The sequence below is a fragment of the Polaromonas sp. P1_F9 genome (assembly GCF_056405615.1).
This window is the reverse complement of the sequence record NZ_JBFUBT010000001.1, coordinates 1059803-1081570: the sequence shown is the minus strand read 5'-3', so window position 1 is coordinate 1081570 and position 21768 is coordinate 1059803. Positions and strand designations below refer to the sequence as shown.

The window sequence follows — 21768 nt, the reverse complement described above, 5'->3', positions numbered from 1 at the left end:
CCGTAGGCTCCGCACCTGCCGAAGCCGCTGCCGCTGACGGGCGAGAGAAACATCAAATGAAGCAACCTGCGCCCGACGTGGAAGACATAACCGCCAAAGGTGAAGCACCGGCTGAAGTTCACAAGGAAACCGCCGTACCCGCCAAGCCCCGCCATCCGGTCATCGAATTGTTGGCCCGCTATCGCGCCATCTTTGGCGCTGCCTGGGCGCATCGCGACGAACTCGCCGGCCCGCGCCGCTTGAGCGACGAGGCAGCTTTCTTGCCCGCCGCACTCAGCCTGCAAGACACGCCGGTGCACCCCGCACCGCGGCGCCTGGCCTATCTCATCATGGGGCTGTTTGTCATCGCGCTGGTCTGGTCCATCTTCGGCAAGATCGACATCGTGGCCGTGGCGCCCGGGCGCGTGGTGGTGAGCGAGCGCACCAAACTCATCCAGCCGCTGGAGCGCAGCGTGGTCAAGCGCGTGCTGGTCGATGACGGTGACCATGTGGTCGCTGGCCAGCCTTTGGTAGAGCTTGACCCCACTGCCGCCAGCGCCGACAAAACCACCGCGCAAGACCAGCTCAAATCAGCGCTGTCGGAAGTGTTGCGCACCCACGCCATCCAGCAGGCGCTACAAAATTTGCAGCAACACGGGCAAGCTGCATCAGGGCTGCAGGCCAAATACATCCCTGAATTCCCTAAAGAATGGTCTGCAGCCGAGACTGCGGCCGCGCAGGCACAACTGCAAGGCGAGTGGGGCGATGTAACGGCCAAGCTCGCCAAACTGTCTTCCGAAATCAGCCGCCGCCAGGCCGAGATCGTCACGGCGCAGGCCGTGGTTTCCAAACTCGAAACCACCGTGCCCATGGCCCAGGCGCGTGAGACAGACTTTAAAAAGCTGGTAGACCAGGGCTATATCTCCGGCCACGCCACACAAGACAAAACCCGCGAACGCGTCGAGCTCGAGCGCGACCTGGCTACCCAACGCGCCAACCTGCTGCAAACCCAGGCTACCCTGCGCGAAAGCGAAAACAGCCGCGCCGCCTACCTGGCTGAAGTGCGCCGCACGCTCTACGAACGCGAAGCCCAGGCCGACCTCAAACGCCAGCAGGCCACACAAGAACAAGCCAAAGCCACCCAGCGCGAAAACCTCACCACGCTGAAAGCACCCGTCGCCGGCGTGGTGCAGCAACTCGCCATCCACACCACAGGCGGCGTCGTCACTGAAGCCCAAGCCCTGATGATCATCGTGCCCGAAGGCGCACAAGTCACAGCCGAAGTCACGCTAGAGAACAAAGACATCGGCTTCGTCAACGTAGGCAACGGCGCCGAGATCAAGCTCGAAACTTTTCCCTACACCCGCTACGGTACGGTGTCAGCCAAGGTTGACCGCGTCACCGCCGATGCGGTGAACGACGAGAAACGCGGTGCAATTTTTCCGGTCACGCTGGCGCTGATGACCAAGCAGATCGATGTAGACGGAAAGATGATTCAACTAGTGCCCGGCATGAACCTGACCGCAGAGATCAAGACCGGCCAGCGGCGGGTGATTGAGTATTTGCTGAGTCCGATTCAGAGGGCGGGTAGTGAGAGTTTGAGGGAGCGGTGAGACCGTGAACGTGACAATTCCGGCCCACGTTACTGACGCAGTTCCGGTGCAGCAAGCTCCGGAGTGGGACCTGCTGCGCCGCCAGATCGTTGACCAAGCCCTTCATTTCACGGATCAACTGGTTTTTGATTTTCGCAGGATGCTCACGCAAGCCCGCAACGTTGAAATGGCTGGTCGCTTGATGTGGCGATTGATAAAGCCCTTGGCTCCCCAAGTGCTCATAGGACCGGGTTTTGGTGCCTCTCCTTTGCTGTTTTCTACGGCGCTTGCCGCATTGTCTGACGGTGTGGAACTGCAGGTCCTGATGGTGCGTGACAAACGAAAAGAGCACAACCAGAAGAAGTGGGTCGAAGGCAATCGCGTGGCTGCTTATGGGAAGCGGGCCGTGATGCTCGACGATTTCATGAAAGCCGGTTCAGCCCTGCCTTTGGTGCGCGAGGCGCTCAAGGCCGACGGTGTGAAGCTTGAGCTGGTCGCCCTGGCCTTGTTTTTTGACATGTGGGAACCTCTGGGCTCGCGGCAAATCGCTACGTCCGAACTTCCCGTGCTAAGCCTGTTCAGCCGCCACGATATCGGGTTGAGCCGGGACTGCCACGACGCTGTTCCACCCTTGATGAAAGGCAGCTCTCCCGACTTTCTGCAAGCGTCACCGCGGTGGTGGCGAATGGGGTTGAACAAGGCACTGGCTTACCCCACAAAATGCGCTCCAGTGATCGCAGCCGGTTCGGTTTTTGTGGCGGATGAAAACAGCACACTGTGGAAGCACGACCTGGGCACAGGCGATATCCAGTGGTCCGTACCTAGCCTGGAGGCGCCCCAAAAGGGTATTGTCCAAAGGCTGCAGTACTCCGGCGGTAGCCTGATCTACGGATGCTACGACGGAAGCCTCACTCGCCTGAATGCCGGAACGGGCGAAATTGAGTGGCGACGGAAAATAGACTCCAGCATCCATGCCACACCGGCGATCGACGAAGCAGGTGGCCAGATCTTCATCAATACAGAGCAGTGGAATGGCGGCAAGCCTTGTGGCCATGTTCAATGCCTGGAACTGGATACGGGCAAATTGCTCTGGAAGCACAGGCATGACTGGTGGCCCCCGGGAAGCACCGTCTATTGTTCTGCGACCGGCCTTGTGGCCGCTCCGTGCAACGATGAAAACCTCCTTGCTTTGGAGGTGCTCACCGGGCAGGTGAAATGGCGGCAAAAGACGGAAGGCCTGGTTCGAGGCCAGCCGCTTGTAAGAAGCGTCGACGGCAACAGCCGTCTCTACGTCGCCACGGAACGCGGGCGGCTGCATTGCTTTGACATGGCGACCGGAAATTTGATTTGGACCCGCCGCTACGGTCAGGGGCTCTGGCACCAGTTTCTGGTGGCGGACGAGAAATCCGTATTTGTCATGGACGGGAAGTGGCATTTCACGGCCTTTGACCTCGAATCGGGGGCCATACGCTGGCTCAGCAGGTTGCGTAGCCCGGGCTGCTGGCAGCCCGTATGGTGCGGCAGCTATCTGGCGGTGCTATCCCGTCAAGGCCATCTGGCGGTGCTGGACCCTGTGAGAGAACTCAAGGTGTGGGAGGGCCAGATCCCGGGCACGTATCACCAGCCTCCGGCGGTCGCCGTTCAGGGGCCCGAAAGCGCTGTACTCGTGGCCGCGAGTTCTTCATCGGGGCTCCTGGCCTTCGATATTCATGCCCACTATTGCGGCGACATAGCCCGCGTGCAAGCCGCCCTTGCATCCAGCTCTCTTCAGCGTCTCAAAGAAATCGCTTTTGTATGACCCCACATCTCCAAGTCGTTGACGCAGCAGAAGCCCCAGAGGCATCGCCAGCGCAGTCTTCTGCAAAAACCTGGTTGGTTGTCAGCCAGGTCAAATCGCATCGCGTGGTCTACTTTACCGACGATCCTGACTACACCCCGCCCTCGGAAGGCGACTGGTATTACGTCAGCCCCTATCAGGGTGACTTGCCCAGGGGCATGAGCCTGCGTAACTGCTGGGGATGGCGTTTTAACGGCATGGAGTTTGTCGATGCGCGGGAGAAAAAGCAACCCGACACTGGCCAGACCCTGCTGGCAAGCAACAAGGAAGCGCTGCACAAATTGCTGCGCGACAAGATCGACACGCTACGCAAACCCCTTGCGCCGGCGTCAGTCATGGGTGGCATGATGCGCACGCTCAGGCTGGAGGAAGCCAGATCGATCCTGGGCGGGATGACCGGTGATATCCAGAGCTGGAAGCTCCTGCCCGCAAGTGCGGCGGTGCGAGGCATCAGCTTGCGGGAAATGGCCCAGCGCACAGTCAATGCACACGAAAGCGAAATGCGTCTGTTGCTGGACAGCGAGTTGCTCAGGGATGAGATAGCTGTCGCCATCGATGCTGCTGTCGATCAGCAGCAGTTGATGCACATACGCCAACGGCTGATGAATGAGATCGTGCCGCAGTCGAATGAGAAATTCAAACCTAAACCTGAGCACACGACGCCGCGCCAATTGATTGCGGTGCCAACACCGGACCAGCTTCAGCAGGAGAAACTCAGGCTCAGCGTCCAGTTGCGCCTGAAAGTCAACGCCATGCGCCGCAGCCATGTCTCGGAGTATTTGCTCGACGACATGGTGCTCAAGCACAAGGGCCGCATTGCGCAGGAAGTGCTGGCTCAGGGCGGGCAGATGCCGAAAAACATCGATGCGGCGGTGCTGATCAGCCACGCCGCGGGACGTGGCCAAACACTGGTGCAGGCTGCAAAAGATGTACTGACAGAGATGGACGAAACTGCTGCAATGCTGCTGGACACCGAGCAACTGAAGGATGCGATTCTTTCGAAAATCGCGACGGTGAGCACCTTCAAGGAGATAGAGGCCCTTGGCAAGGCCATTTACGGTTTATCAATGCAATCGCCACCGAAAGCGGAACCGGCTTTGGCCTCAGCCCCAAGTCCTGCTGTCCCGCTGGTGGCGGACGATCCGGAGGCTCCCGAGAGGGCGCGCGGCGCCAAGGCCATGGCCGTGATTCGTGACCGTGTGATCAAGGCCTCCCGCCTCACCCCGGAGATTTCTGTCGTGCCGAAAGTGGATGCGCTCGATTCGACTTCCTTCCAGTCATTGGCCAAGGCCGGCACGCCCTTTATTGTGCGAGGCATCGTCAATCAATGGCCCTTGGCAGCGCTGACGCCGCAAACCCTGCAAGAGCGCTTTGCAACATTGCCGGTGCGTGCTCGCGTGGCGGACTATGCCGAAAAAGCCTTTACCTCGCAGCGGCAGCAGCAGGAGATGTCTCTGGCAGAGTACTTTGAACTGATTGCTCAAAACACTGCGGACTTGCCACCTTACCTGGGCAATCAGGCACTGCCTCAACTGACCGAGTTGTGCAAGTGGCCTGACTATTTTCAAACCTGGGCCACGCCCAAAATCTGGCTAGGCCCCGCTGGCACCGTCACGCCGCTGCACTGCGATTACGACGACAACCTTTTTGCACAGGTATGGGGACAAAAATGCTTCCTCCTCTGTCCACCGCATCACGCCGAATTTTTATACCTGCGGGAGGCCAACCCTGTGCTTTTTGGCTCTCCCTTCGATCCGGAGGCGCCTGACTATGAGGCTTTTCCGCTGGCGCACAACGCGCGGATCGTGGAGTGTGCGGTGCAGGCGGGTGAAATGTTGTACCTGCCCGCCGGTTGGTTTCATCAGGTGCGCGCCACGGGCCTCTCTCTGTCCGCCAACAGGTGGACCCGTGACCAGCCACTTATCTTGAGTAGTTTGAAGTGAGTCAAAAATTCCGATGCCTTACCTGACTTCGTCATTAGGAGAGGAAAGATGAAAAAGATTCGTGAACTGCCGATCATTTGTGTGCAGGTTTCTCTTGCGGTGCTCGTGTTGGGGGCCGCCTCCCTGGCGTGGGGGCAAAATTGGACTGTGCAAACCTTGTCGCCCCGTACCTCGTCAGGGCAAAGCGTCCAACTTGCTATTGCCACGCCCGTCGCCGGTGCTTCATCGGCCCGCATGCCGCCTGTGCGGCATGTTTTGGTATATCCGCAGCCCTTGGGCGCACAGCAGCTCAAGGTGTCCGACGGCACCACGACGCTGAGCGTCGGCGGTGTCTGGATGCGGGCCTTGCCTCAACTTCGGGCGCAAGGAATTTCCGTGATGTATGTGGATACCCCCGGCGATGCCAACCGGCGAAATATGGATGACCGCCCGCCTCGCGAAGTGCGGCAAGACCTTGCCGCGGCCGCCAGAGAAGCGAAACTATTGTTTCCCGACGCACAGATTCATCTCGCTGGGTTCGGACTGGTGGGCCCTTTGCTGGACGTTGCCAGTGATCTGGACGGGTTCAACAAGATTGTGCTTTCTGCCAGCGCATTGGGAAACTACCGCGCTGCTCAGTGGAGCGGGGTGCGTAGTCCGGTCCTAGTGCTGCATGCCCTCGGCGCCCAGTGTGATAGTGCGCCTTTCCTGGAGGCGAGAGAGATTGCCGCCCGCAACCGTTTCACCTTTATCCAGGTGGGTTATGAGCAGCAAGATCCGGCGCCTGGTTGCGGGCGCACCAGTCAGCATCTTTTTTATGGAAAAGAGACGGACGTTGCGAAGGCCGTGGCCGACTGGCTGGATGGAAAGGAACCTCCTTCGGCTATAGGGCACGCGGATGCTCAAATCGCGTGGCGAGAGGAAATCATCACCTACCAGGCCCCTGCTGCTTTTGGCCATAACCAGCTGGAAGCCACGCTGTTGTTGCCCGAAGCTCGCAGCTTTGGCCCCGGGCCCTATCCCGTTATGGTGTGGAGTCATGGTGACATCCAGCGCGACAACGCCGCCATGCGTTACAAAAGCCGGATACGCGACATGGTGGTGGCACGTGAGTTCCTGCAACTGGGTGTCGCCGTGCTGATGCCGGCACGGCGCGGGGTCGGTATGTCCGAGGGAACCTACCCCACGGGGTTTTCGGCAGGAGACGCCGACGCTACGTACAAAGCCCGCGTGCATGCTGAAGACATATTGCCGGCGCTTGCCTGGCTCAAGACACGCAAGGATCTTGATGCCGGACGGGTCATTCTGTCGGGTCAGTCCGCCGGGGGTTACACCACCATGTATATCGCCAGCCAGAACCCTGCTGGCCTGATAGGCGCAATCGATTTTTCGGGAGGTCGTACAAATATGACCGGCGCAAGCGGCCCCACGAATCTCAATCAGATGATGGTGAACGGCTTTGCTGAATTTGGCAAAACCACCCGCCCCCCAACATTGTGGGTGTTCGCGGAAAACGACAGCCGTTACACCCCAACCACGATTCGGGCTTCATACGATGCATTTCAGAAGGCTGGGGGCAAGGGGAGTCTATTGCTGAGCCCGCCGATTGAAGGTGACGGACACTTTATTTATGCCAAACCCAGTTTTTGGCGGGTGGCACTCAAGGAGTATCTGAAAGAGATAGGAGTGGTGGGCCATGCTGAGTGACTCATCCGAAATGGTCCGGTGTTTCTGCGATGAGTTCATTGATGATGAGTCTAAAAACTGCCTTCGACGGTTGGATATTCAAGTTATGGGGATTCAGTCTGCAATCCAGAGGCGGCTGCATAGGAGAGATTCACGTCTGCCGGCCCACGTGAGGGCGACTACAACAACTGCTCTGAAATGACAGCTAACGATGCGTACAAGAGGGGCGCGGCATGAGCTACCGACTAATTCACTTCCCGTCGGCTTCATTGTCGTCGCTATGTTGAGTTCGTGCAGTGCGCTAATCGCGGCCTGGCTGGAATGCTGGGCACAGGAGAACATCATGATAAACACTTTGACCTCACAGACTGGTACGCGATCCAACTGGAGCCGCCTATGCAACGCTGTTCAGAGCAAATTTAAAAAGGCGGGATATCCCGCAATTCTTCTTGTCGGCGGGTTGCTTTTTTCGGGCATCTGCCATGCACAGTCATGTGTTCCCGAGGCGGAAGCGCCCAAGCAAAGACCTGTCATCTACGAAATGCTGAATCAGCAGCTTTGGCGGCACGAAACACAGACGGGCAAACGCACACTCGTCAAAGATATCGCGGATGTGCAGACGGTGGCCCAGTCGGTGTTGAATTGCTCCAGTCTGATGCAGCGCTCACACGACGCCAATATGGTAGTGGTCAGCAAGACCGACGGCACGGTTTGGATACGCGGTGTGATTTGGGACTACCGCGTTCATGAGTGCTCGGTGAGCCCCGACTGTCGTCCCAAAGGCCCTCGTCACATGCTCGATACCAAAGGGCAATGGAAGCAGATAACTGGCTTTAAGGACGTAGTGAAAGTGGCCGCGGGCGAGACTTGGGTGGTGGCGTTGACTCGTTCGCGGCAGGTGTTTACCTGGGGTACGCACGACGGTAGTGAGTTTTGGCACGCGCTGCCCAAGGAGCAGAAAAATCATGTGCCAGTGCTTGATTTCACCGTGATGCCGATATTCGGATTTCCCGCGTACCGGGACGTGATTGCTTTTCATGATGCCGCCTATGGCCTGTTGGTGGATGGGCAGGTCACCGCTTGGGCAGATGGGGACTCCATTTGTCGCGTTGTTGAGCACCGTCAGTACGACGGTGCTAAGTATGTCTGCCCTTTTGTTTCTCCGCAGCAAGGTAGCGTTGAGCGTATCTGGCAAACCGATGGAAAACCCGAGGAGTGCAACGCAGCCTTTGTGGATGGCCAGTTATGGCAATGGCCATGCGACCTGCGGGAAATCAATCGCGCGTCGGTGCAACCCATTGTTCCAGACCAAATCCGAAAGAACCGGGTTTTCGATTCCGGCACACCGCCTTTGTCGACGCCTCCTGCCTCAATATCAAGCCCACCCGTTTTCGCAAAATAAACTTCAGGAATTGTCATGACCATTACTATCGCCCAATTTAAAGCGCGTTACGAGCAAGGCTATGTCTATCACACCGAATCCGGGAAGAATTTTGGTAACGCTATTTATCTGAACCAATGGGGCAAAGATCTTCCGGGTGGGCTAACCGCTTACAGCGGACAAATAGGTCTGGGCATTGACTGCTCCGGCCTGCAAGAGCGCTGGCTTCTGGAGAATGGCTACAACATCCCCTACGCCCCCACGAAAACCGTGATGAAGAGCGCCGGAGTTCTGGAGAAAGGTGCGGACAAGTATTACACCCAGGTCAATACCAGCGATATTAAAGTGGGCGATATGGTCTATTTCGCCGGGCACGTGGGCATTGTTGCGGAATGGAATACAAGCACGGAAAGCGGTAAGGTCTTTCAGGCGGGAAGCACGGGCATCCAGCCATTGGACTTCAATTTGGTAAGTGGAATGATCGGAGGCGGCAAACCCTACCTCGGTACGGTTCGCCCCAAAGCCGAATGGCAACAAAACGGCAATGCGGTGATTGCCGAGGAGCGCCTGCAGTTGCGCATTGCGGATGAGGTGGCAGCCGTCAAGCAATACAGGGCGGACGGTATAGCCCGGGACGGAACTGTCGGATGGGTGTCGAGTCCCACGCTACCGCTGCCCAAGGACTTCGACTTCAACTACCAGGACCGTACCGACCAGCGCAGCGTGTTCGCTACGCCAACGGTGGTGGTTGACCTGAGTGGCTTGAGCAAGCAGGAACGCATCGACCGCTTTACCATGACCGATGCGCAGTTTGATTTGTACAAGACACGGCTGGCCACGGTTGAGTCATATGGCAAATGGGACAACCCCGATACTTTCAATTATGGGTATGGTTTGACCAAGCCATCCGGCAAGTATGTGGGACGCTATTCGTTCGGACCTGAGTCCTTCCAGTCCGCCGGTTACAAGGACGCCAGCGGTAACTGGACAGCCTATGCCGTCTCACAGGGAGTTAACAGCACTGCGGACTTTTTGAACTCGCCAGCGGCGCAGGACGATGCGTTGCGCCGTCTCAATGCCTACAACGCCGCGTGGATAGTGCGCAGCAATCTCGACCTCGCCGAAGGTAAAACCATCGCGGGTGTGACAATTACTCGTGAAGGTTTGTTGGCTGGTATGCACAATCTGCCGGGCAATACGTTGGACTTTGTCAATAGCAACGGCACAATAAATGGCACGGACGGCAACACGACGCGTATCAGCCGATTTCTGGGCTTAGGTCTTACCCCGGGAGGCGATGGTACCAAAATCATTGGCGGCGCGTCTCAGGGTTCCGTTGCTTCTGGTACCAACGGTGCGATCTTGAGCACAGCCTTACCTGCGGAGGAGGCTCGGTCGATGGCGGTGGCGGGTAACCCAGGCGATCCGTTCAAGATCCGCTTTGCCAATGGGGTGGAGGTCAGCATGCCCGCCGATGGCCAATACCGGCAGGGCGTGGGCAACAACCCCGCTGAGATTGACACGCCGCGCGCAGACGGAAACGGCTACGACGTGCTGTTTTATGACAATAAAACCGGTAAGGTCATCGGAGAAGGGTTTCGGCCCATAGCAGATGGAATGGTCTATCGCAATGGACAGCAGATATTGCTGGACGGCGAGATGTACGCTATTTCGCTTCAGCACGGGTTGCTTCACAGTGGAACCGGTGAAGTGGTTTCAAGCCCTGCGGCCATGCGCGAACGATTGGCCAATCTTGACCCCCAAGCCAGTTTTCGTACGCAAGAGTTGCTCGATCAACTTCGCGATCAAGCAGCAAATGGCGATACCGTGTCTCTATCTTTGCCAAATGGCTTCGCACTGGTCAAAGCCGCATCCGTTCAGTTTGATGGGAATGTCTATACCAGCGATGCGGCCGGTGAGTTTTATCGGTCGGTGGGCGCCGGTGCGTGGGAGCGCTACGACCCGGCTACAGGGCAGCGTCAGCTGACGGATATCGCGGGGCAAAAAGTCAATCTGGGAAGCGACGAGAAAGTTGTTTTGACCGACGCCGGCTTTGCGGTGGTGTCGCCCGGTCAGGCCTGGGCCGGAGTGCATAGCTATATCAAGGCCAATGTGACTGAGCCGCTTGAAATGTTGGCGACGGTGAATGGAGAAAACGTTGTACTAGCTCTCGAAGTGAGTGATGCAGGAACCATTGACGTGGTACGCGTTAATTCCATCAATGGTCAACTTCCTGTGAACGACGCAATGTTCAACGCCGCCGTGCAAGACGCCAACATCAACGCCCACGACATTTTGTTGGGGCGGGGCACTGGCGAGCTCATTCAGCTTGTTTACGCTCACGACCTTGAAAATCCAACGGGTATCGCTCCCGTGGAAGGTGCGAGCAATCAGCCTGGCCAGGAGACCGCCTGGTACCAAACCGCCGAGGCTCAGCGCTTTGGCGGCGCGCTAACACAGATACAAAGCCTGCTGGCGGCCCTGAAGGGCGGCCAGCCGCTTCCGATTGCCGTGGTGGTCTTTAATCTGGCCGCGAGTTCGGCTTCACAGAACGTCGAATTGAACGGTATTGCCGGCGGCATCAATGTGGTGGCGAGCCTTGACGGGTTCAGGAATGCCTTGGCCCGTGGTGATGAATTGGGAGCCCTTGCCAGTGGCGCAGGATTTGTCAAATATGCAGTGGAGGGCGTCAGGGGTCTGCTGGGCAGGCAGATTAGCAGCCAGTTTGGCAGCGTAGCCGCCGCGCGTGAAGCCATTGATCTGGGTGACGAAGCTGCGCAGGAGTTGATCGGTCAGTTTGATGGCATGACCGCAGTGATCGACGGTATCGCGAAAGGCCTGCCTTACCTGAACCTGATTAACGCTATCTCCAAGGGTGACGAAGTGGGCATGGTCACAGCCAGTCTGGCCATTCTCGAATCGCTCGGGTACGCTTGGGCCGGACCGGTCGGATGGGTTATCGCAGGGATTCAGATATTTACCTCTCTCTTTGACGACGACGATGTCGAGATTTCCGGCGATGCAGTCTTTAGCGCCAATGCCGATGGCCGGAACGTACATGCGCTTCTGACCGCGCAAGGAGCCGACGGTGGCGGAAGCCCGGTCATGAGCGCCATGAGCAACCTTCTGGCGGGCCTTCAAACGGTCGTCAACGCTTATATGCCCGAGGGAGACTGGGGCATTATTGCCAGCCGGTTGCCATGGCTTCACTTTACCGGCTATGAAAACGGCGGTGGCACATTCAACATGAGCTGGAGAGACAGCCAGTCCGGTGCCGTGCATTCCAGGGTGTTCAGCGTGGACGGGGATTTCATTGGCTCCAGCGATGTTGCCGAAGTCGCCAACTCTGATGACTTCTACAAAAGCATGGGCCAGCAATTCATTGAAATTGCCATGGGGAACCTGCAAGGTGATTCCGCTGTGGTGCGTGACTGGGAAAGCCAGACCGCTTATGCCCAGGCGAACCGCGGCGACGCTCTGGCCGGCCTGAATGCCGAACAGCGCGCCAGGGCCCAGGGCCAGTGGCTGGCTACCGACCCTGGCAATGCGGCGACGGGTAACCCAGGTGGTGTCACTGCATCCAGCAGCCAGACGGTTCGCCCCATTGTTCTGGATCTTGATGGCAACGGCATCAGTGTGACGACTCGCGCGCAGGGCGGCAGCGTTATGGTGGACGTCGATGACGACGGCTTTGCGGAAGAGACCGACTGGATCAACCCGCGTGACGGCATTCTGGTGATCGATAAAAACGGTGACGGGCAAATCAGCGGCGGGGCAGAGATGTTCAACGACGCTCAGGTCAATACGGCTGTGCGAGGCCTGAATGTGCTCCAGGCTATCGATGCCGATGGCGACAACAAAATCACTAGCAGTGATTACGCTTTCAATTACCTCAGGGTCTGGCAAGACATCAACCATGACGGGATCGCGCAAACCTACGAGCTGGCCAGTCTGAGTGCCAAAGGCATCACTGAGCTGAACATCGGCACAGGGCAGTTTGTGATGGGTGGCGCCAGCCATGGCATGCAGGCGACCGGCCTGAACGCCGATTCGGCAGGGTTCATCACCCAGAACCTGGGCAATAGCCTGATGGTGATACAGGAAACAGGTGAGGTTAGCCTTTTGGCCGGTGCGCTGGCGGATTATGGGCAGAGCGCGGATGCGGCCGTGCGCGCGGCACACACACACACCAGTGCCGACGGCACCGTGTCGGCAGTTGACGAACTCATGGATGGGCTGGAAGACACTGCCATCAAAGTCAGCGCAGCGCAGTTGCTGGACAACGATCGTGGTGGGCTCACCGGCGCGCTGAGCATCAGTTCCGTCGGTACTGCGGTGGGCGGCAGCGTGAGCTTTGACCAGAACAGCGACACCATTACTTTCAACCCCACGGCCAACTTCAATGGAATGGCGAGTTTCAGCTATACCGTGGTGGACGGGCAAGGGCGCAGCAGCCAGGCGACCGCACAGGTGAACGTGGCGGCCGTTAACGACAACCCTGTCATCACCAACGCCGCCTATACGCGGGCTGCCACATGGGATGACATGTCCGCGACAGCTCAGGGGCCAGGCCAGATGGTTGTTTATGGCCTCCCTGAGAACCTGGTGCTGGGCGCGGCGCTGACAGACGCCACCGGACTGGCGCTTCTCGGCACCGCCGGAGAATCGCTGATCGGGTTCAAGGATGGCAATATGTACGTGAGCAACACCGGCTCCGGACAAACGACCCAGTGGCAAGCGGCGTATGTGCAAGACAAATACCGCGGTATCGTAAAGGCGACCGATGCGGAAACGGCGGCCAGCACATTGACCTATCAGCTGGCCCACACCACGCGTTTTGGTACTTTGACGCTGGATTCGCAGACGGGAGCTTGGAGTTATGTCCACACCGGCGGCACGGGCCTGGACGATGCGTTTGTAGTCCAGGTGACCGATGCCGGCGGCGCGAGCTCGCAGTTGAAAGTGGTGATTGAAAACCCTGAACCTCCTTCATGGAGTCATACGGATGAAAGCGAGGGGTCTGACGTCGCACTAAACGCCTCTATTGCGGCTATGGAGGCTGCGGAAAAGGCTCTCAATGATTTGCTAGCAGAGACGCAGATGCTGGCTGCAGAAATTGACAAGGTCAATGCAGAAAACTCGGCCGCTCAGGCCGCGGGGTTTGCTGCAGCTGCCGAACAAGCCGCCACGAATGCCAAGGATGCTCTTGCAGTGGGGAATCTGGCAGCCGCACGTGATTTTGCAGGCCTGGCAGTTGAAAGCGTCGTAGATTGCTACGCTTCACTTGCCAACATGAATGAGAATGATCTCGATGCTGCAATGGGACAGTGCGACCGGGCATCTCTTTCGGCAAAAGACGCGGTGGACTCTGTTACGAGTGCGGAAAAATCCCAAGAGTCAGTCGATGCACCAGCGGCGCCAGGACCTGACGCCAACGATCCCAGCGCGCCAGGTGACGATCCGAACAGTGCCACCAGTGGCGACGACGAGGGAGACGAGGGAGACGAGGGAGACGAGGGAGACGAGGGAGACGAAGGCACAGAAGGTACGGAAGGAACTGAGGGCACAGAAGGTACCGAGGGTACGGAAGGAACTGAGGGTACGGAAGGAACTGAGGGCACAGAAGGTACCGAGGGTACGGAAGGAACTGAGGGTACGGAAGGAACTGAGGGTACGGAAGGTACCGAGGGTACGGAAGGAGCGGGTGAAGGAGGAGGTGAGGGAGGAGGTGAGGGAGGAGGTGAGGGAGGAGGTGAGGGAGGAGGTGAGGGAGGAGGTGAGGGCGGCGCCCCCATCGTGCTGGACCTTAACGGTAACGGCTTTCATTTCATCTCTTCGCGCGACTCACAGGCTTTTTATGACTTCACCGGCGACGGCATTCGGGAACGCACGGGCTGGACATCCGGCCTGGATGGCCTGCTTGCCTATGACGCGAACAACGACGGCTCAATCACATCGCGTGACGAAGTCCGGTTTAAGGGTTACAAAGCGGGCGCCCGTACCGACCTGGAGGGTCTGGCGGCGTTCGACACAAATAACGATGGAAAACTCTCGGCCGCCGATACGCAGTGGGACAAGTTTTTTGTATGGCAGGACATCAACGAAGATGGAATTCAGACCTCAAATGAGTTGACGACACTTTCCCAGCGCGGTATTTCGTCGATCAATCTGACCAGCGACAACGTTCTGCAGACCATCGCGGGAAATACCATCTATGGCACTGGTAGCTATACACGAATCGATGGCAGCACGGCCAAACTTGCCGACGTGAAATTCAATGTCAGCAGCGAGCAGCAGGAAATCAATCCTGCAGACGATGTCACTGGCAATGGCTTCATCAGTACGGGAGCTGGGGACGACAAGGTGCGGGGTGGAACCGGGGCAGACGATATTTATGCGGGATCCGGTGATGACCGCGTTATTGCAGGTGCGGGCGACGATTCCGTCCATGCCGACGCCGGTGACGACGTTGTGGTTGGCGAAACGGGCGATGACAAGCTGTATGGCGGGAGGGGCGACGACGCCCTGAGCGGAGGCGACGGCGTCGATTTGATCCACGGCGATGCCGGCGACGACCGGCTCGATGGCGGCGCCGGCGCGGACTTGCTGCATGGCGATGATGGCAACGACGTGGTCATGGGTGGAGACGGCAACGATTTGCTGTCCGGCGGAGACGGCGCCGACATTCTCTATGGTGGAGCGGGCGACGACTGGCTTTACGGCGGAAGCGGTGCAGACCGCATGCAGGGCGATGCGGGCAACGACGTTTACGTTGTTGGCAATGACCAGGACGAGGTGATAGAGACCGCTGCTGGTGGTGTCGACACGGTTCTCGCTTATGTGGATATAAGGGCCATTCCGAATATTGAAAATGTCATTCTGGGCGGCAAGGAAGACCTTGAAGTTCTGGGCGGCAGTACCGCCGAGTCCTTCTACGGCAATCAGGGCGACAACTATATTGACGGCGGCGCAGGGACAGACCTGATGTCCGGCGGTGCCGGCGACGATGTGTACATCGTGGACAACGCCGCCGACCAGGTCATTGAACTTGCAAACGGCCTGACTGCGAGCCAGGCTGCTCAGATGGGAGGGGTAATTTCCAGCGATAACCTGCTCGGCAGCAACTACTTCAACACGTATGGTCATGAGGGCTTTACGGGAAATCAATGGGGTAATGACGTTGTCAAGGCCAGCGTGAGCTACACCCTGACTGACAACGTTGAACAACTCATCCTCACGGGCGCCGTGGCGATCAATGCAACAGGCAACGGGTCGGCCAATGTTCTGGTTGGCAATACGGCCAACAACCGCCTGGATGGCGGCGCTGGCGCGGATGCGATGTCAGGCGGTAAAGGCGACGATACGTATGTGGTCGATAACTTCGGCGACACCGTGGTGGAGAAACTCGCGGAAGGTATCGACACGATTGAAGCCAGTGTGAATTACACCTTGAGCGACAACGTAGAAAACCTCACGTTGACTGGTGTGGGAAATATTCAAGGTCATGGAAACAGCATGGCCAATGTGCTGAGAGGGAATGCGGGCGACAACCTGCTGGATGGCGCGGGAGGGCGCGACACCATGATAGGTGGCGGCGGCAACGATAGTTACCTCGTGGACAGCCTCGACGACCTGGTCATTGAGAATGCTTTTGAAGGCACCGACACGGTGTTCTCCAGTGTGAGTTACACGCTGGCAAACAACCTGGAAAACCTCACCTTGACGGGCACTTCCGCAGTCAATGCATGGGGAAACAGTCTCGCCAACGTGCTCAGTGGCAACAGTGCGGTTAATACGCTGTCAGGTGGCGCGGGAGACGATGTTTATATGTTTGGGTTCGGCAGCGGTCAGGACATCCTGGTCGAAGCCGCTGAAGCAGGCATCAGCAACGACGTTGTGCAGTTCACGCCAGGTGTTGTAGCCGACAAGGTCTGGATCAGCGCGGATTCAAACTATGTGTATTTCAATCTGCTTGACGGTACGGATCGCCTGGCCATTGCACGCCTGGACGGAGGCGGCATCGGCATCGAGTCCGTCCGTTTCGTGGATGGCACCATCTGGGACCAGGCTGCAGTCATGTCGGGGATTGTCTCCACCCCTGTGCCTGCGTCGGCTCCGGTACATCAGTTGCAGCTGGCGGTAGAAGACCAGTTGTTTGAAGATGTATCAGCTGGCGGCTGGTTCAGCAACAGTTCTGCAGGGTTGACCTATTGGGCGACGCTCGTTAATGGGGGCGCCCTGCCGGCTTGGTTAAGCCTTGATGCGACAACCGGAAAATTCAGTGGTTTGCCGCAGAACGCGGATGTCGGTGCACTCGAGATGCGCCTCTATGCCAGGGACAGCTATGGTGCAATCGGTAGCACATTGGTTCAGTTTTCAGTCATAAATACCAATGACGCCCCGACAGCCACGGCGCTGGGCAGCCAGCAGGCGGGCAAAAACCAGCCGTTTGTGTACGTGTTGCCGAACAACACTTTCGCGGACGTTGATGTGGGGGATGCCCTGACCCTGGAGGCGACGCGATCAAATGGTGCGCCCCTGCCGTCGTGGCTGATCTTCGACGCGGCGACCCGCACCTTTTCTGGAACCCCGCCCGCGAATGCAGACGAGATAGTGAAGATTTCAGTGAAAGCAACCGACGGCTCGGGTGCATATGTGCTGACCGGCTTCTCGCTCGATATAGGCAACATGATCAACGGTACCGCTTCTGCGGAGACGCTGACGGGCACAGCGGCCCGAGACCTGATGTACGGGCTGGACGGCAACGACACGCTTAACGCAGGCACGGGCAACGACCTGCTGGATGGCGGGACGGGTGCGGATGTGCTCAACGGCGGCGCAGGCGACGACATCTATGTGGTGGACAACGCCGCTGACAGCGTGGTGGAGACCACCAGCACGACGACCTATGTGGACCAGGGGCAGTACGTCACGACGTACGTCGATCAGGGGCACTACGCGACCACTTACGTTGACCAGGGGTACTACCGGTACTACTACATCGACGAAGGTTCCGTGGTTTACCTCCCAGCTCAGGCCTATAACGAGTATGGGCAACCAATGTACGCATCCGAATGGGTGTCCGTGATGGTGCCGCAAACGTACTGGGTGCCGAATGTGGTTCCACAAACGTCCTGGGTGCCCAACGTGGTGGCGCAGACGGTGGTGTCGGACTCGGGCGGTGTGGATACGGTCAATGCCTCCGTCAACTATGCGCTCGGCACGAACCAGGAGAACCTGACGCTGACCGGCAGCGCGGCCATCAATGGCACCGGCAACGCATTGAACAACGTGATGACCGGCAATAGTGCCAATAACACGCTGGACGGCGGCGCAGGGGCCGACACACTCGACGGCGGCGCTGGCGACGACCTGTTGATCGGTGGGCAAGGCAACGACCGCTACATTTATGCCCGCGGCTACGGCCGGGACACGGTCTCCGACACCGACACCACCGCTAACAACGTGGACACGCTGGTCATGCAGGCAGGAATTGCCGCCAGCGATGTGACGGTGAGCCGCACGGCCACCCAGATGGTGCTGACCTTGAGTGCGTCAGACCAGGTGCTGATTGACTGGGACGTGGCCAGCGGCAAACGCATTGAACGTGTTGAGTTTTCCGACGGAACGGTCTGGACGGCCAGCGACCTGCTGCTGATGAGCAACCGCGCACCAACGTTTGCCGCACCAGCCAACCAGAGCACAGCGGAAGACGCCGTATGGAGCTACACGCTGCCGGCAGGCACCTTTGCAGACCTGGACGCAGGCGATGTGCTGAGCTACAGCGCCCGTCTGGCCGATGGCAGTGCGCTGCCGGGCTGGCTGAACTTTAATGCCGCGACCCGCACCTTCAGCGGAACGCCCCTGAACGCCAATGTGGGCCTGCTGGCCCTGGAGGTGACAGTGATCGATACGCAGGGAGCGACTGTCAGCGGTACCTTCAATGTGACGGTCACCAACACCAATGACGCGCCGACGGTCCTTGTTCCTCTGTCAGGCCAACTGGCAACTGAAACACAGGCCTTTAGTTACGTGGTGCCGGCCAATATCTTTACCGACATGGATGTGGGCGATACCCTAGTGCTGAGTGCGGTGCTGGCCAATGGATCCGCCTTGCCTTCGTGGTTGACGTTCAATGCGGCGACCCGGACCCTTTCCGGAACACCGCCGGATACCGCCGCGGGTGTCCTTGGTCTTGCGATCAAGGCAACCGACAGCGCCGGTGCATTTGTTCTGGCGAACCTGTCGCTGGACATCACCAACGTGATCAACGGTACCGCTTCTGCGGAAACACTGACGGGCACGTCGGCCCGAGACCTGATGTACGGTCTGGACGGCAACGACACGCTCAACGCAGGCACAGGCAACGACCTGCTGGACGGCGGGGCCGGTGCGGATGTACTCAACGGTGGCGCAGGCGACGACATCTATGTGGTGGACAACGCCGCTGACAGCGTGGTGGAGACCACCAGCACGACGACCTATGTGGACCAGGGGCAGTACGCGACCGCTTACACCGACCAGGGCTACTACCGGTACTACATTGGCGTCGACGAAAATGGAATCCCTCATTACACCTCAAGCCAAAACTATGACGAGTATGGGAATCCGCTGTACACCCCTCAGTGGGTGTCTGTGATGGTCCCGTATACCTACTGGGTGCCCAACGTGGTGGCACAGACGGTGGTGTCGGACTCTGGCGGTGTGGACACGGTCAACGCCTCCGTCACCTATGCACTGGGCGTGAACCAGGAGAACCTGACGCTGACCGGCAGCGCGGCCATCAATGGCACCGGCAACGCATTGAACAATGTGCTGACCGGCAACAGCGCAAATAACACGCTCGATGGTGGCGCCGGTGCCGACACGCTGGACGGCGGCGCTGGCGACGACCTGTTGATCGGTGGGCAAGGCAACGACCGCTACATCTACGCCCGCGGCTACGGCCGGGACACGGTCTCCGACACCGACACCACCGCTAACAACGTGGACACACTCGTCATGCAGGCAGGAATTGCCGCCGGCGATGTGACGGTGAGCCGCACGGCCACCCAGATGGTGCTGACCTTGAGTGCGTCAGACCAGGTGCTGATTGACTGGGACGTGGCCAGCGGCAAACGCATTGAACGTGTGGAGTTTTCCGACGGAACGGTCTGGACGGCCAGCGACCTGCTGCTGATGAGCAACCGCGCGCCGACGTTTGCCGCACCGGCCAGCCAGAGTACAGCGGAAGACGCCGTATGGAGCTACACGCTGCCGGTGGGAACCTTTGCAGACCTGGACGCAGGCGATGTGCTGAGCTACAGCGCCCGTCTGGCCGATGGCAGTGCGCTGCCGGGCTGGCTGAACTTTAATGCCGCCACCCGCACCTTCAGCGGAACGCCCCTGAACGCCAATGTGGGCCTGCTGGCCCTGGAGGTGACAGTGATCGATACGCAGGGAGCGACTGTCAGCGGAACCTTCAACGTGACGGTGACCAATACCAATGATGCGCCGACTGTTGTGGCTTCCCTGCAGAACCAGCAGGTGAACGAAGACCAGGCTTTCAGTTATGTCGTGCCATTGGGTACGTTTGGCGATGTGGACCTGGGCGACACCCTCACGTATAACGCCAGCCTGGCCAATGGCGCTGTGTTGCCTTCATGGCTGACATTCAATGCGGCAACCCGCACGTTCAGCGGAACGCCGCTGAACGCCGATGTGGGCGTTCTGGCGCTCAAGGTCACCGCGACAGACTCGGCGGGGGCGGCAGTCAGTAGCGCTTTTAATGTGACGATTGCCAACACCAACGATTCGCCAACGGTTCTCATCGCCTTGCAGAATCAACAGGTGAACGAAGACCAGGCATTCAGCTACGTGGTGCCGGCGAATGCTTTTGGTGATGTGGACGCTGGCGATGTGCTCACATTCGGTGCCAGCCTGGTCACTGGCGCCGCGTTGCCTGCATGGCTGTCGTTCAATGCGACAACCCGTACGTTCAGCGGCACGCCACTGAATGCCGACGTCGGCACCCTGGCGCTCAAGGTAACTGCAACCGACACGGCTGGAGCCGCGATCGGCAGCGTTTTCAACGTGACGGTCACCAATACCAATGATGCCCCCACTGTCCTGGCACCATTGCAGAACCAGCAAGCCAACGAAACCCAGGCATTCAGTTACGTATTGCCTGTTGGTACGTTTGGTGATGTGGATGTCGGCGACAGTTTGGTTCTGAGTGCAACGCTGGCCGGTGGGGCTGCGTTGCCTTCATGGCTGACCTTCAGTTCGTCAACGCGCACACTGTCCGGAACGCCGCCCGACACGGCATCCGGCATCTTGAATCTGGCAATCAAGGCGACTGACGTAGCCGGGGCCTTTGTGCTGGCAGGGTTCTCGCTGGACATTGCCAATGTGATCAACGGTACCGCTTCGGCAGAGACGCTGACAGGCACGGCAGCCCGAGACCTGATGTACGGGCTGGACGGCAACGACACGCTCAACGCAGGCACAGGCAACGACCTGCTGGACGGTGGGGTGGGTGCGGATGTGCTCAACGGCGGCGCAGGTGACGACATCTATGTGGTGGACAACGCTGGCGACAGCGTAGTGGAGACCACCAGCACCACGACCTATGTGGACCAGGGGCACTACGCGACCGCTTACACCGACCAGGGCTACTACCGGTACTACGTGGGCATCGACGAATATGGAACCCCGATTTACAGCGCAGGCCAAGGCTATGACGAGTATGGGAGCCCGATGTACACCCCTCAGTGGGTGTCCGTGCTGGTCCCGTATACCTACTGGGTGCCCAACGTGGTGGCACAGACAGTGGTGTCGGACTCGGGCGGTGTGGATACGGTCAATGCCTCCGTCAACTATGCGCTCGGCACGAACCAGGAGAACCTGACGCTGACCGGCAGCGCGGCCATCAACGGCACCGGCAACGCATTGAACAATGTTCTGACCGGCAACAGCGCCAATAATGTGTTGGCTGGAGGAGGCGGTAACGATACCTATCTGCTGGGCAGAGGAGGGAATACCGACACCATCCAGGAGAACGACAGCACTGCGGGTAACAATGACGTTGTGAAGTTCATGCCTTCTGTAGCCACCGACCAGATATGGTTCCGCCAGGTCAATAACGATCTGGAGGCCAGCATCGTAGGGACAGGCGACAAATTCATCATTTCGAACTGGTACCTGGGCGCGCAATACAGGGTGGAAGAATTCAAAACCACTGACGGAAGCAAGACGTTGTTGGCCAGTCAGGTGCAGAACCTGGTGAGTGCAATGGCTTCTTTCTCTCCGCCTGCAGCAGGGCAAACTACCTTGCCTTCCAACTATTCAACCGCGCTTGCGCCGGTGATTGCCGCCAACTGGCAGTAACCG

At 58.7% G+C, this 21768-nt stretch carries 6 protein-coding genes; all 6 read left to right on the top strand.

Annotation, left to right across the window (positions count from 1 at the left end; translation table 11 throughout):
- Positions 1 to 56 precede the first annotated feature (56 nt).
- The 6 genes from AC1DYR_RS05045 to AC1DYR_RS05020 all read left to right on the top strand — a co-directional run bounded on the left by AC1DYR_RS05045 (position 57) and on the right by AC1DYR_RS05020 (position 21765).
- The gene (locus tag AC1DYR_RS05045) at positions 57 to 1592 is read left to right on the top strand and encodes an HlyD family type I secretion periplasmic adaptor subunit (RefSeq protein ID WP_477704095.1); all 1536 of its coding nucleotides are present in this window, start codon (positions 57 to 59) and stop codon (positions 1590 to 1592) included.
- A 4-nt stretch (positions 1593 to 1596) separates the two neighbouring features.
- Positions 1597 to 3369: an outer membrane protein assembly factor BamB family protein gene (locus AC1DYR_RS05040; RefSeq protein ID WP_477704094.1), complete on the top strand. Its 1773-nt coding sequence runs from the start codon at positions 1597 to 1599 to the stop codon at positions 3367 to 3369.
- A 74-nt stretch (positions 3370 to 3443) separates the two neighbouring features.
- Complete coding sequence (locus tag AC1DYR_RS05035) at positions 3444 to 5351, top strand: cupin-like domain-containing protein (RefSeq protein ID WP_477704093.1); 1908 nt, start codon at positions 3444 to 3446, stop codon at positions 5349 to 5351.
- Between the two features lie 48 nt (positions 5352 to 5399).
- Positions 5400 to 7037 carry an alpha/beta hydrolase gene (locus AC1DYR_RS05030; protein WP_477704092.1) on the top strand — a complete coding sequence of 546 codons (1638 nt, stop codon included), beginning with the start codon at positions 5400 to 5402 and terminating at the stop codon, positions 7035 to 7037.
- Between the two features lie 322 nt (positions 7038 to 7359).
- On the top strand, positions 7360 to 8418 hold the full coding sequence (locus AC1DYR_RS05025; RefSeq protein ID WP_477704091.1) for a hypothetical protein: 1059 nt from the start codon (positions 7360 to 7362) through the stop codon (positions 8416 to 8418).
- A gap of 15 nt (positions 8419 to 8433) precedes the next feature.
- Entirely contained in the window at positions 8434 to 21765 is a 13332-nt protein-coding gene (locus tag AC1DYR_RS05020; RefSeq protein WP_477704090.1) for a putative Ig domain-containing protein, read from the top strand.
- Positions 21766 to 21768 lie beyond the last annotated feature (3 nt).